The sequence below is a fragment of the Xenorhabdus griffiniae genome (assembly GCF_037265215.1).
Taxonomy (GTDB): domain Bacteria; phylum Pseudomonadota; class Gammaproteobacteria; order Enterobacterales; family Enterobacteriaceae; genus Xenorhabdus; species Xenorhabdus griffiniae.
The window spans coordinates 2,156,722-2,171,725 of record NZ_CP147737.1; the positions used below are offsets into that span (position 1 = coordinate 2,156,722).

The window sequence follows — 15,004 nt, forward strand, 5'->3', positions numbered from 1 at the left end:
CTTAATTTCCTTACATCGTTTGGCTTACAGGAGAAGCCAACAGTGTGATTTCAACTCGCCTGTTTTTGGCTCGATTACTGGCAGTATTATTGGGAACTAAAGGATTTTGGTCACCTTTTCCCTCTGTTTTGACTCTTTCTGGTTGGTTCAGATAACGCTGAAGTTCTTTTTGTACAGACTTGGCTCTTGCGAGTGATAAGGCATCATTGGATGAAAAACGGGAATAACGGGTATTAATGGGAATATTATCGGTATACCCAACAACCAGAATTTCGCCGTTAAAATGGTTTAATACCTCAGCGACCCGCCTGATGACATCCAAATAGAGACTTTTGATCTGAATAGCATTGGTGTTGAATAAACCAGCGCCTTTTAGCGTGATCACGCTTCTATCAGGGAAGTCAGTGACGTCCAATAATCCTGTGGCTATTTCATCCTGTAGCCTGTTTTGCAGGTTCAGGGCGCGTGAAAATCTCCTATCGCTAACGGTGACATTAGGCAAATTAGTCTGGTAGATTTTAGCCAAAATGGGATTAACCTTATCATTCAACTTCCAGTTCAGGTTTATATACAAGAGAAGTACCAGAAAACCTAATATTGCTATAGATATCCATACTGGTAAGGAAATATATTTAGGTTTATTTGGTGAGGTAATAGTTTGTCCTTTTTCTGATAATTCAATGGGATAATTACCTCTAATCGAACTTATTAACTGGAATAAGCGTTGCTTCACGGTTTCCAATTGAGTACGACCGTTATCGATGACACGATAGCGCCCTTCGAATCCAAGCAGGAGACAGAAGTACATGAGTTCTAACAGGAACAAGTTATCTTTGGGATTTTGCGACAACTTGGCTAATAGCTGGAAAAATTTTTCGCCTCCCCAAGTTTCATTATGAAAAGTGACGAGCAGGCCACTGGCAGACCAAACACTGCGCACCCCCCAAGGCGTAAGTGCTGCGGCTTCATCCAATGCGGTGCATAGACAGTAGCGGGCGCCAATGATCACGTTGTAGGGCAGTTTGACCTGTTGGCATTCCACTTCAAAACGCCGGATTTCATTAATCAGTTGCTGGCGTAAATGGGTTGGATCAGGGTGAACAATTGAATGCCGGATCTGGGGGATCGTATTTAACAATGAGTTTATGGAAATTTTGCTTACGCAGATCGCATTCAAAAAAAACAGTTTTATTAAATTCACTGGCAGAAAAATGGCTTGTTCGTAAATCCTGCCGAAAAAAAGTGACCAAAAAAAAGTGACCGTGGCTAAACCTTGTTTGATCCATTGATGAGGCAAGAAATGTGATTCGTTCGAAGTCACTGTGGCTGAAATCAGCATATTGCAGTGAACAAGATGCAAACTGGTTATTTTTCTGTTTTGTTGCTGTAAATTGGGTTTTTTCTAAAACAGATTTATGGAATACATTGCCGGTTAATGTGCTGTTATTAAAGACCGCGAGCTTCAGATTACACTGTTCAAACGTGCTTTGCTCAAGTACAGCCGAGTCGAAAATGGCGCCTTGTGCCTGACATTCGGTAAAGCCTGTTTCTTTTATTAAAGTTCGTGAAAAATCAGCACCTGAAAAATCGACTTCTTTAAAAATTCCGCCAGATAAGTCACGTCCGGTCAGGGAAATATTCTGCAAACTGATTTTTTCAATAACCTCACCTTGCTTGATTTTGTCTACTAATTCATCGGCTGTCAGTGAACTCATATCACATCCTTATCCCGTTTGGGCAAGGTCTTGGTGCGTTTAATATAAGCATTTGTAATTGAGGTTGAATCGCTGATAATTGATTGGGACATATCAGCGCGGAATAGGTTGGCACCCTGTAAGTCGGCATTATTGAAGTTGCATTTCTGCATAAATGCGCTCATCAGGTTAGCGTTATTCAGTAAGGCACCCCGGAAATCTGTCCTAATAAACAGGCATTTTTCGGCATTAAGGTACTGCATATCAACTAACTGGCAGTTGGATTCACTGAGATCGGTGTTATTCAAGGTTGTGGCATAGAATTTCGCCCCGACTAACGGCAATTGGCGCAAATTACATTCTGTCAATGTTGCCTGGCTGAAATCGGCTTGATTAAGCTCACTGTCCATGGCAAATGCGCAGGTCAACAATCTAGCTGACTGAAACCGGATACCGTTTGCTTTAGTTTCCACCCATGAACAACTTTCCAGTTTTGCGTAATCAAAAATTGCTTGTGTTAGCTTGCACTTAATAAACGAAACTTTATTCAGGCTTGTGTGATTGAAGCTAAGAGCAGGAAGTTCAAGCTCTATAAATGTACAGTTTTTCCACTGTGAATATTGGAATTGGCAATGCGTAATAAATATTTTTTGCAGAAATAGTCCTGTAAACAGGGCATGGTCAAAGTGACAATGGTCAAATCGCGTTTCTTGCAGTTGGGTTTCAGTGAAACTTGCGGAAGAAAAGTTACTCTGTTCACATTTAGCCAGCGACAGGCTGGCATGATCTAATTTAGCGCCACGTAATGAGGCGTTGCAAATTTCAGTCCTCGCCAGCATGGCTTCGTTGAAATTTGCTTCGTCCAACTGACAATGGTTTAAACATGCGCTTTCCAATAAGGTGCGAGTGAAATTAGCTCCCCGTAGATCCATACCTGACAAATCCGCGCCAGTAAAATCCATGCCAGTGAAATTTCCCCCTTGCAGCATGATTTTTTGTACTCTTTTACGAATGATCTGTGACAGGCTACCTGTTAAGCGCAGGGCAGGGCTTTGTGCCTGTACTGAAGACAGATACATTGAGTGTAGTGTTTGCTCGATTTGTGCCAGCTCTTTATCATTGAAGCCTAATGGGTGCTTTTGTAACATATCCCGCATCTGATGCAGGTTTTCTGGCCCCTTGGGTTCTGACTTTGCCGTTATTTTTTCAATATCACTGTCTTGTTCTTTGGCTAAAGCCATTGCTTTTTCTTTCTGTAATTCAGCCTCAGCCTTTTTTTCGGTGGCATATTGTTCGATTTTTTCCATAAACTCCGGTAACTCAGCCAGTTTTGGAGCAGGAGGGGGAGGTTCTGTATCAACAGGCAGTATCGTATTGATATCGTAGCCATATTCAGACAAGCGTTCTTGTTGCTGTTCACGCAGACGTTTTTCACGATTTTGCAAGTTTTGTCGCAATGGTGAGCTATTTTCTGGTTTTTCTGTATCTAGCCACGGGCCAATCATCTCTTCGGCGATAAGATCTTTTTCCCGAAAAGCGTATAGGGCGCCTTTTTCTTTATCCAATCGTTGTTCAAGGACATGCAGGTAATGTTTCGGCGGACGAGGATTATCGCTTAATTCCAATGCCGATATCATTTGCAAGACATCCCTGGCATCATCTTCATTAATTTGTGCGCTGCCATGCCAAACCAGAACCATTTTTTCCAGGTGAGGAAAGAACCATACCGTTGTGTTGCGCATGACGACTTCTTCAAAAATCTCCTCATCAAGACGCAACCGTTTGATAAAACAACGTGCGTTCCATGCAGGCAAAATGCCTTCCTGAATAGGTTGTTCTGGATGCATATTCCAAATGCGCCACGCCGCTTTCTCTGGCAGTGTGGTGTTTTCTTCCCACCATTGATCTTCGGGGGCAGCATTAAATATCCGCCAGTCAATGTCATTGGCAAAGCCGGGGAATTCATTTTCCAGCCAGGCTTTGTCGTATTTTTTTCCAATACGGGTAAAACGACGCGGCCATATAAAATCTAAAGGGCAAAAGCTGGCCGGAATGGGAATTTCCTGTTGTGATGTCAATTGCCGTTGTGATGTTAAGCGATGGTGCAGGGCTTCAATATTGGGCAGACGATGAATTTTCAGCCTGTTATCCCGTTCTTCTGAGGTGAAACCAATTCCGTGTGGGTTTTCTTCACAACCTTCTCCCCCAAACGCTCGGCTCCAGTCTAATCGCATTTGTGTAAAGGGTTGGGGTTTTGAAGGAGAATCATCAATCCAATAGCGATCACCAAACGCAACTAATGTCTTGTCCAATTGTCCAATCTGAATACGTGCAGCACAGGTGGTTTTATCAGCTTGGTGGTGGGTATAGGCATATCCTGTCGCCAAAAATTCAGCGCGCGGTTTCGGCATAGCGAGATCGATAACGCCATTACAGGTTTGCAACTCATTTTCTGCAAGTTGCCAAAGTTCTGTTTCCGGGCGTAAGCGTGGGTTCGCTCCCATATCTGCCAGTGCCATAATGGAAATTCCGATGTGGTTCCTTTGCAACCAACGATAAGGTCGATAAAGTACACTCAGGCGCAACGGTTTGATGATTTTCATAACAAGCCGGAGGTATTGGCAATTATTTATGGAGTTAGTTATTAGAACATAGTCATTATTTGAGGATATATAAGCTGCTAGTTGAAATAGTGGTGTTTGAATTTATTTCCACATTGGTATCGCTTTTTATCTTAATGGAACTGGGGCTTGAGATTGTCGTCATTCCTGTAATGTTTTTCACCCAATTCCCCTCAATTTTTGCGTTTAAACTCCCATTAAGTGTGTAAGTATCACCACCATTAATCTCGGTTTTTCGTCCATTTTTGATCGTTAATGTATCTTTGCCTTGAATGGTTGTTTCATGGTTTGCCTTATAGGTGAAGTTAGCATCTCCAGTCACAGTGTCTTTTTGCTGTTTTTTTATTTCAGTCGTACGGTTTCCATCAATAGTGACATTTTTATCTTTTTCCACCGAGATATTCATATTCCGTTCTGCATGTAGATCAAATAATTCCTTATCTGGTTCATCATCTAAAAAGAGATAATTTGCCTGATCATGCTTACCTCCCTTGGTATTCGACATAATACCAATGCGGGTTTCATATTTAGGTAGTTCCCATGGAGGCATGTTCTCATTGTTATAAGTGCTGCCAATCACTAAAGGTTTATCAGGATCACCGTTGACGAAACTGATAACCACTTCTTCGCCCACACGAGGGACACATATACTGCCATAACGCCAGCCGGCCCAATGGCTCGCAACACGTACCCAGAAAGAGCAGGTATCATCTTTTTTGTGATCCCTATCCCAACGGAATTTCACTTTTATACGGCCGTATTTGTCAGTCCATATTTGTTTATTTTTGGGGCCGGTAACAACGGCAGTTTCAAGACCGGTCACTTTTGGCCACGGTGTCACTGCCAGTGGTTTCCAATGAGTGTTAGCAGGAATTGCCTCAAATTGAATCGTATTTTTATTGGCGTTTGAATTAAACAGGTCGTCAGTGGATGTATTAAGGCTTTCGTCAGTAACGATATCAAAAGTATCGTCAGAAGAACTGGCTATGTAAGGTTTTTCATAAAGAAAGTAGTGTGCGCCTATAATTAAATAGTCACCATGATCATCGCCTTTGATGTCATTGGGGAGTGATAGTGTAAAAGTATGTCCCGGAGCGATTCCCAGCACATAGCCTTTGCCATTAACCAGTTCACTTGTTGCTTCGGCAGCTTGCTGGCGAACTCGGGCATAAAACTGCCCTTGTTCATTTTCTACATAGCGCCCGGGCCAAATGAATATTTCTGTGTTATCAATAGAGTTGATTGGGGTCTGGGTAGCGGCATATAACTCAGCCCGTGGTTTACGGAAATCGTAGTCATCAAGGCTGTATGTATTTGGTATAGTGATACTGGAGACAGCCCAATTGTAGATATATTCTTTGATGTGTGCTTTTGGTGAATCACCCTTGTTGATATAGTAAATATTTTCATATCCAGGCATTGGCTCATGTGATTGAGGCGCGTCAACCAAGATCATCGTATGGTTTCCCATTTCATGTTTGAAATAATAGTAAATTCCTTCATGTTCCATCAGGCGATGGATAAAATCAAAATCAGTTTCATTATGCTTGACGCAATATTCCCATGTGCGATATTTTTCAACAAGCTGATTTTCAAATAGAATGTTAGCCTTATTGAGTATTTCGGCTATGATATCGGGTACAGTATTATCTTGCCATATACTATAACCAAGACTTTGTTTTAATTCCCATAATTTAGGTCTGACAGTCACCGTATATAAATAAAGCCTGTCATCATACTTATAGAATGGGGCATAGGATATCTTTTCTATATAACCACTTAGATATCTTGTTTGTGCTGATTCATTCTTTATCTCTACCGTTAATATCGTCTTATGCAGCGATATTGGGTCAGATAACCTCTTTTCGCTCAATAATTCAATCTCAAACTGATAGGCTTCAGATAATCTTTCTATTCCTCTAAGGGATTTGAAATATAACGTATTATCAGATAATGAGGCGTGTGCGATAAACTGTCTTTCCATAAGGATATCCTTACTTTGCTTAAAGCTACCGCATATTCCTTGTCGGTAAGGAATAGATGTAAAATAGGTAAACTGGCGTTAAAAGAGTGAAATCAAGATAGCATACTATTTTTAGGTAAGGAACATACAATAGGAGGGATAATAATAAGATGATGGCTTATCTGTTTATGAGTTAAGCATAATGTTTACTGTTTGCAATCTATAAGTGTAATTCTGTTGATACGATATATAAGTTTATTTAATTATTTTAATTAAAACTCATCACCATGCCTGTCTATATGTTTGTTAATATTTAAAATCCACAGATTTAATTAACGCTATAAATAGCTTAGGCAGGTTGGTGAAAATTTATTTTCTCAAGTTTTAATGCATAACCTATTAATTATTAAATGTATTTAAAAACGGGATGAGTTGGTTGGTTAATCTTGAATGTCTTATCAGAAAGATTATTTTTTTAATTTAGTTAACATAGTTCTATTAGAAAAGGCCGCTTTGATATTAGCGACTGAAATAAGTCTAAAATTTAGGATTTTTAAATCAGTAACTGCTTTTTTCTATTAGAAATATAAATTTATTTTTTTTATGATGTTTCCTTTTTGTTAAAAAACATGGGTGAGAGATACCTGCTATGCTATAAATGGAAATGGCGTTAACATTTTTGCGTCAAAACATTAACATTGGGGAGGGCGGCTTAGCGGTATGTAAACTATTTGTTATGTTTTCCAACCTTGAAATGAAAGGAATTTATTAATATTTGACAATATTATCTTGATTTCTTTGAGCTAATCGCTTTACATCTTTTATGCTCATTTCATAAAAATTAATCTTAGAAAATACCATGAATTTACTGAAATCACTGGCAGCGGTCAGCTCAATGACGATGTTCTCCCGCGTTTTGGGCTTTATTCGTGATGCCATCATTGCTCGTATATTTGGTGCTGGCGTAGCGACAGATGCCTTTTTTGTTGCCTTTAAACTGCCTAACTTACTGCGTCGTATTTTTGCTGAGGGCGCTTTTTCACAAGCGTTTGTACCTATACTTGCTGAGTATAAAAATCAGCAGGGGGATGAAGCGACACGCACTTTTATTGCCTATATATCAGGAATGTTGACGCTGATTTTGGCGATAGTCACCGTGATAGGAGTGATAGCCGCACCTTGGATCATCTATGTGACGGCACCAGGTTTTACAGATACGCCGGATAAATTCACTTTAACCCGTGATTTACTCAGAATTACCTTCCCTTATATTTTCTTGATATCGTTAGCTTCGTTAGCAGGAGCCATTCTCAATACATGGAATCGCTTTTCTGTGCCCGCTTTTGCACCAACATTGCTTAATATCAGCATGATCATTTTCTCGCTGTTTGTGGCTCCTTACTGTGATCCACCTGTGATGGCATTAGGTTGGGCCGTGATTGCTGGTGGTATTTTGCAATTGGCTTATCAGCTTCCGCACCTGAAAAAAATAGGTATGCTGGTATTGCCACGAATTTCCTTTCGTGACAGCGGCGTATGGCGGGTTATTCGCCAGATGGGGCCGGCTATTTTGGGGGTTTCTGTCAGTCAAATTTCATTGATCATCAACACCATTTTTGCTTCATTTCTGGTTTCTGGCTCGGTTTCGTGGATGTATTATGCCGATCGTTTAATGGAATTACCTTCGGGAGTGCTGGGAGTAGCATTAGGTACGATCCTTCTGCCTTCACTGGCAAAGAGTTTTTCCAACGGGGATCACCAGGAATATAGAAAGTTAATGGATTGGGGATTGCGCCTTTGCTTTTTGTTGGCGTTACCTTGCGCGGTGGCGTTGGGTATTCTGGCAGAACCCTTAACCGTGTCACTCTTTCAATACGGCAATTTTTCTGCCTTTGATGCAGAAATGACACAACGGGCGTTAATTGCGTACTGCTTTGGCTTGATGGGATTGATTGTGGTTAAAGTCCTTGCTCCTGGTTTTTACTCCCGTCAGGATATTAAAACCCCAGTCAAGATTGCGATTGCAACCCTGATTTTGACTCAGTTAATGAACCTTGCTTTTATTGGCCCATTAAAACATGCGGGATTGGCGCTTTCTATCGGTTTGGCTGCCTGTTTCAATGCCAGTATGCTTTATTGGCAATTGCGCAAGCGTGAGATTTTTAAACCGTTGGCAGGATGGGGGATCTTCCTATTGAAGTTGGCGGTGGCAATTGTGGTCATGGTTGGGGTATTACTGACCATATTGTGGTTTATGCCTGCCTGGGATCAGGGCAATATGGCATTGCGCCTGCTACGATTGATAGGGGTTGTGATTGCGGGGGCAGGGAGTTATTTTGCTGCCCTGGCTTTGATGGGGTTCCGATTGAAGGATTTTGCCCAACGAGGATTGATGTAACTATATCCATCTCACTTCAATATACATATTGTTTCTCCCCGCTGCGTGGGGAGAAATGCACCAACATTTGCATAATTTCTTCTGGCGGGCTGTTTCTCCCCACGCAGCGGGGAGAAATCACACACAGTTCTTGAAGTTAGATTGGTATAGGTTATTAAAAACAGTTATCACGCGATAACTGTTTTTAATAACGCAAAAATAGAATAAATAACTAGTATCATAATAGGCGTAGATCTGAATTTTTTTATGGCTAAGAGTAACTAAAAAAGTGAGTTAATATCAAAACTTATAAGGTGTTTTTATATGTTATCGTATATTGGCAAAGGCACTGTTTTATTCTTTTTCCTTTACACATCATTAGTACCCTATACGATCACAAACTCCTTTGCCGATAATTATCTGGCGTCTGAAAAAAAAGAGAGCGTTAAAAAAAACAATCATCCTCCACCCAGTGTGATTACTAAAAATATCCAAATGGCAGGTAATATCCTGTCATCTTCCCCTTCAGAACTGGCAGAACAAGCTAAATCCTACGCGATAGGGCAATTTAACAGTACAGTCGCTTCCGGCACACAAAAATGGTTATCACAGTTTGGTACTGTCAGAATTAATTTTGGACTGGATAGAAAGGGAACGCTAAAAAACAATTCATTCGATCTGTTACTGCCACTTTATGATAATAAAGCAGATTGGTTGTTCTTTTCCCAACTAGGTTATCGTAATAAAGACAGCCGGAATACCATGAATCTGGGGTTAGGTGGTCGTTATTTTTATCAGGACTGGATGTATGGTCTGAATATCTTTTATGACTATGACCTGACGGGGAAAAATCAACGCCTTGGGCTGGGCGGAGAAATAGGGGGCGATTATATTAAATTGTCCGCTAACACCTATTATCGCTTGAGTAACTGGAAAAATTCACGGAATTTTGCCGGTTATTACGAACGCCCAGCCAATGGTTATGATATTAATGGGGAGTTTTTCTTACCTGCTTATCCTCATCTGGGCGCCAAACTGTCTTATCAGCAGTATCTTGGCGATGACGTGACTTTATTCAATCGTAATACAAAACAGAAAAACCCCGTTCTGGCGACATTGGGACTGTCTTACACTCCGGTTCCGCTATTTACCTTGGGGGTGGATTATAAACAAGGGGGAAGTGGACACAGCGAAACGCAGTTTTTGGCGAATTTTAACTATAAACTGGGTGTTCCCCTAAGTATGCAGTTATCGCCAGAAAATGTGGCGGCGGCAAGGGCATTAGCGGGCAGCCGTTATGATTTGGTAGAAAGAAACAATCATATTGTGCTTGAGCACCAGAAAAAGCCGATTCCTCAACTGTCATTACCGGAAACAATTGTTGGATACAGCCAGGAGCAGCACGAGGTGACCGTCAAATTATCCTCTGATGCCTTTGTTAAGCAGATTCATTGGACGACGAACAAAGATTTTGAAAAAAACGGTGGAAAACTGTCTTCCCGCGTCGGCCACACCATAAAAATCACCCTGCCAAAATATTTATCCGGTGGTAACCAAAATAACAATTACCCCATCTATGCTCTGGCCGAATTGGAAGATGATCAAAAATTAGCGCCTGTCGCCATGCACGTGATTGTCAGGCCCTTTATACTGAAGCAACAGGAAGGGAACAACAACTTTACTCCAACGGGACCATTGCCGGCGACGGGGAATAAAAATGACGGATATACGTTTGATCCTGTGATCACCTTTGATACGGTCAATCGTGCACCGATAAAAAATGCCACCATTAGCCACGTTCTGTGGATAACCGATCCTAAAACCGGCCCGGATACGGGGTTGCAATGGATTGGCTGGGAATCCTCAGATTCTGTGGAACTCGATGAAAATGGGCATTTCAAACACAAACCAATTTTAATGAGTACCCGGCCACATAAAGATGTCAAAGTGTATCTGCAATTGGATAGCCAGCCGCCACAGTTAGTCGGCGAGGTTAGTTTTGATGAAAATCCGGCCAATTTCCACGTCGAGGTAGTTAAGGTTTCACCGTCAGTACCGTCACAGGTAGCCAATGGTACCCAGACTTACACCTACAGCGCTGTGGTATTAGACAGTGATAACAATCCGGTGAGAAACCAAAAAATTGCTAATGTGAAATGGAGCGTTACACGAAATGGTCATGATTTGAGTGCCAATCCGAACCTCAAATTGACGAATGACGGGGATACAACGGGTAACCAGGGGGAATTAGTTGCCTACCTGAAAAGCATTGAGGCAATACAAGATGTGGTGGTTTCACTGTCCATTGAAGGCCAACAGCCTGTTCCTGCACAACCTCCGGTGACTTTTACTGAGGATACCCAAGATTATAAGGTTAAAGGGGATATTCAGGTCAAGCCGTCAGGAGGGATAGTCACGGCAGATGGTGTCCAGAAATATACCTATACGGCGATTATCGTAGGTCTTGATAGAAACCCTGTTTTCAAGAAAAACATTTCGAATGCGACATGGAAGATAGAACATCCCGACAATATGCCTGAACTCACGCTAGATCAATCAGATAAGACAACCGATGACAAAGGACAATTAACGGCAACCTTAACCAGCATTAAGGCAGTCCAAGGGGTTGTCGTTTCACTCACGGTGGGAAAACAACAGCCGATTCAGGCAAAGCCACCTGTAGATTTCGAACCGGAACAGGTGTCAATAACACCGACACCATCAAGCCCCATATTGGTGGGTAACAATTATACCCTGACCGTTAACGTTAAGGATGCTACGGGTAAAAATTCGGAGCCTAATAAGCAAGTTAACTGGACCTTAAAAAATCCCAATCAAAAAGGAGTAACACTGAGTCCAACAAGCAGCACAACTCAGGGTGATGGGAGTGCTACCACAACATTAACCAGTACGCAGGCGCAAACAGTGACGGTAGAAGCTTCTGTCGAAGGCGTTGAAACAGCGACGTCGGTGGATGTGGAATTCAAATGGCCAACTATTCATAAACCCACCGTTACCGAAAAAACCGGCACAGTTCCGGCGGATGGAGATAAAGATCCGCAACACGCTTATCACTATACTGCGCATGTGGTTGGTGCTGATGGTAAAACACCTTATACCGGGCAAGAGATTAAATTTAAGTGGCGGTTAAAAGGTACTCCACAAAATACCTGGTTATCAGAGAAGGGAGAAGTGACTGCTCAATCTGATGGCACATTAAAAGTTCAACTGCGGAGCAGTGAGAAAAATCCGGTAGCGACAGGCGTTATCGTGTGTCTTGCTGCTGTTGATGAAAACTCTGTTGAGATCTCTGAAACAGAACAATGTGCTGATGCTGTGGATTTTGATACGGAAAATTTAAAGATAGACAGCCTTGATGTTGCGTTTGATCCTAACCATCCCATAACGGGGGGAAGTGGTGGACATTATACTTATACGGCGAAAGTGGTTAACGCTGACGGTACCGCGCTACCTGATGGGTATAAGGTAGAAGGGGCTAAGTGGACTCTGGACCCTGCCCCTGGAACCTATAACGGTCAGGCTGAATGGGAAATTAAAGGTGACAATGACAATATAGTCACAAATGGTCAAATTACGGCTACCCTAAGCAGCCAGGTGGGTATTGGTGATATTAGTAATGGTCAAGTTACTGACGGTCTGACGGTAAAATTAGAAGTACCGGCAGGAAGGGGGAAAACAACTTCCAGTCAGGCAAATCAACAAGTTGCTTTTGAAGCACCGACGTTGAACGCTGGGCTGCATGTATTCAGTGATAAATATCCAACAGGAAAAATATTTAAAGAGCAGAATAAACCCTACAATACATTTCAGAATCTGAAGGGCGAATTAGTGGATGCTTCTACAGGAAAACCGATTGCCGAAAATAGCAAGAGCGTGAACTATGATGCGAATCCTAAAGTAATAGATTCTGGTGGTACATCGATTGGTGATACATCTACTAATAGTCGATGGGATAAGGGAATAATTTCATTTAACTTTATATCTACAGCTGTTTCTAACTTAAAAGTGATAACAACGGTTAAAAAGACGAATAATGCCAAATATATATATACCTATGAATTTAACGTAAAAAGGTATTTTTTTGGCTCCCCCGATGGGTTAATTACCATTCCAAATGATTTTAATTGCGCTACGGACACGGGTGCTACACAAAAAATGACAGATTATGAACTCTATAGGGGATCTGGATCTGATATTGATCTTATAACAGAGTTTGGCGATATTTCTAAATATGGAATAGTCGGTAATCCTGAATTTATTATTGGTGTTGGTCAGTCTCAAAATAAGGGACAGAATTTTATATATGACCTAAAAAATAACACCCATTCATTTGATAGTAATAACACGACTCCAGGATATGCTATGTGTGTCGATCACGGTTAATTTTACCTTGATTAAAAACTGGCATGGTTTAGTCATGCCAGTTTGGGACAGGTAATTACATCCGCTCTACCGTCTCGATACCCAAGGTATCCAAACCTTGCTTCAAGGTCTTCGCTGTCAGCAGGGCTAATTTCAGGCGGCTCTGACGCACTTCTTCGCTATCCGCGCTCAGGATTGGGCAATGTTCGTAGAAACCAGAAAACAGGCCTGCCAGATCATAGAGGTAAGCACACATCACGTGAGGAGTGCCTTCGCGGGCAACAGTTGTGATGGTTTCTTCAAATTGCAACAGGCGCGTCGCCAGAGCTTGTTCACGTTCTTCGTTCAGAAGCATCGGGTGGAGCAGGCTGCTTTCGTCAATTTCTGCACGCTTGAAGATAGAATTTACGCGGGTATAGGCATACTGCATATAAGGTGCGGTATTACCTTCAAAGGCGAGCATGTTATCCCAGTCAAATACATAGTCGGTAGTGCGGTTTTTGGAAAGATCGGCATATTTCACCGCGCCAATACCGACGGCGTTGACAACTTTTTTCAGTTCGTCTTCCGGCATATCTGGGTTTTTCTCACGGATCAGGGCATCTGCGCGTTCGATGGCCTCATCCAACAAATCAGACAATCTGACTGTTCCCCCCGCACGGGTTTTGAATGGCTTGCCATCTTTGCCTAACATCATGCCGAACATATGGTGTTCGAGTGACATCGACTCAGGAATGTAACCCGCCTTGCGTACGATTGTCCAAGCCTGCATCAGGTGTTGGTGTTGGCGTGAATCGATGTAGTAGAGAACCCGATCAGCGTGCAGGACTTCATGACGGTACTTGGCACAGGCAATATCCGTGGTGGTATAAAGGTAGCCGCCATCTTTTTTCTGGATAATAACACCCATTGGTTCGCCTTCTTTGTTCTTATACTCATCAAGGTAAACCACGATAGCCCCATCACTCTCGACGGCAAGTCCACGTTGTTTTAGATCGGCAACAACGCCAGGCAGCATATCGTTATACAAACTTTCACCCATGACATCTTTTTTTGTCAATGTCACGTTCAGGCGATGATAGGTTTCCTGATTCTGCGACATGGTGATATCAACCAATTTGCGCCACATGGTACGGCAGTATTCATCACCGCCTTGCAGTTTTACGACGTAGCTACGGGCACGAGCCGCAAATTCTTCATCTTCATCGTAAGTTTTCTTCGCTTCACGATAGAAGGCTTCCAAATCGGCTAATGCCATATCACTGGCATCTTCGTTCTGGACTTTTTCCAGATAAGCAATCAGCATTCCGAACTGAGTACCCCAGTCACCAACGTGATTGGCTCGAATGACTTTGTGCCCCAAAAACTCCATAGTACGGGCTGCGGCATCGCCAATGATCGTGGAGCGAATGTGCCCAATATGCATTTGTTTTGCCACATTCGGTGCAGAATAGTCGATAACGATGGTTTGTGGCGCGACCGGCGTGATGCCCAGTTTTTCATCTTTCAGCGCAGTTTCGAGATTGGCAGCAACCCACGTTTTATCCAGAAAGATATTGATAAAACCAGGACCAGCAATCTCAACTTTGCTGGCAATTCCTTGCAGATCCAGCAAACTGACGACTTTTTCTGCCAATTGTCGGGGTGGCATACCCACTTTTTTCGCTGCCGCCATGACACCATTTGCCTGGTAGTCACCAAACTGAGCTTTTGCAGATTGACGAACGTGAGCTTCACTGTCGGCTGGAGCACCAGCAGCAATCAGCGCATGGCTGATTTTTTCTGAAAGAATGGCCTGAATATTCACCGTAGTACCTTAAATTACGCACAAAAGCCCTTGCATTTGAATTATGCAAATACTTTTAAGCGTGTGAGTTATGAGAAAATAACGGGTTTTATACCATATTCATTATCCTGCATGCTACTATCAGCCGCCGCTTGCGGTATGACTTTGGGTTTTTTAGCT

6 protein-coding genes and 1 pseudogene are annotated in these 15,004 nt (G+C 42.3%); 2 read left to right on the forward strand and 5 right to left on the reverse strand.

From position 1 onward, the window contains the following. Positions 1–10: 10 nt before the first annotated feature. From WDV75_RS09405 to WDV75_RS09420, 4 genes and pseudogenes are all read right to left on the reverse strand, one after another. Positions 11–1,144: pseudogene (locus WDV75_RS09405) on the reverse strand (DotU family type VI secretion system protein); the annotation flags it as partial. Further along, entirely contained in the window at positions 1,092–1,715 is a 624-nt protein-coding gene (locus WDV75_RS09410) for a pentapeptide repeat-containing protein (protein ID WP_273559050.1), read from the reverse strand. The pseudogene WDV75_RS09405 and the gene WDV75_RS09410, both read right to left, overlap by 53 nt. Beyond that, a complete protein-coding gene (locus tag WDV75_RS09415) occupies positions 1,712–4,297 on the reverse strand; it encodes a DUF2169 domain-containing protein (protein ID WP_273559049.1) in 2,586 nt (861 codons plus the stop codon). The genes WDV75_RS09410 and WDV75_RS09415 overlap by 4 nt, the downstream gene beginning before the upstream one ends. Positions 4,298–4,352: 55 nt before the next feature. Then, positions 4,353–6,299 carry a type VI secretion system Vgr family protein gene (locus WDV75_RS09420; protein WP_273559048.1) on the reverse strand — a complete coding sequence of 649 codons (1,947 nt, stop codon included), beginning with the start codon at positions 6,297–6,299 and terminating at the stop codon, positions 4,353–4,355. An 838-nt stretch (positions 6,300–7,137) separates the two neighbouring features. On the opposite strand from WDV75_RS09420, the gene murJ reads away from it, so the two are divergent. Continuing rightward, positions 7,138–8,676 carry a murein biosynthesis integral membrane protein MurJ gene (gene murJ, locus WDV75_RS09425; RefSeq protein WP_273559047.1) on the forward strand — a complete coding sequence of 513 codons (1,539 nt, stop codon included), beginning with the start codon at positions 7,138–7,140 and terminating at the stop codon, positions 8,674–8,676. A 303-nt stretch (positions 8,677–8,979) separates the two neighbouring features. Further along, positions 8,980–13,059, forward strand: coding sequence for an inverse autotransporter beta domain-containing protein (locus WDV75_RS09430; protein ID WP_273559045.1), 4,080 nt, complete (start codon positions 8,980–8,982; stop codon positions 13,057–13,059). A 55-nt stretch (positions 13,060–13,114) separates the two neighbouring features. On the opposite strand, the gene argS is transcribed toward WDV75_RS09430, so the two are convergent. Then, positions 13,115–14,845 carry an arginine--tRNA ligase gene (gene argS / locus WDV75_RS09435; protein ID WP_273559043.1) on the reverse strand — a complete coding sequence of 577 codons (1,731 nt, stop codon included), beginning with the start codon at positions 14,843–14,845 and terminating at the stop codon, positions 13,115–13,117. Between the last annotated feature and the right edge of the window lie 159 nt (positions 14,846–15,004).

Coding starts and splice junctions, on each gene's coding strand:
- murJ (WP_273559047.1), top strand. CDS start 7,138: ATGAATTTACTGAAATCACTGGCAGCGGTCAGCTCAATGACGATGTTC.
- WDV75_RS09420 (WP_273559048.1), bottom strand. CDS start 6,299: ATGGAAAGACAGTTTATCGCACACGCCTCATTATCTGATAATACGTTA.
- WDV75_RS09415 (WP_273559049.1), bottom strand. CDS start 4,297: ATGAAAATCATCAAACCGTTGCGCCTGAGTGTACTTTATCGACCTTAT.
- WDV75_RS09430 (WP_273559045.1), top strand. CDS start 8,980: ATGTTATCGTATATTGGCAAAGGCACTGTTTTATTCTTTTTCCTTTAC.
- WDV75_RS09410 (WP_273559050.1), bottom strand. CDS start 1,715: ATGAGTTCACTGACAGCCGATGAATTAGTAGACAAAATCAAGCAAGGT.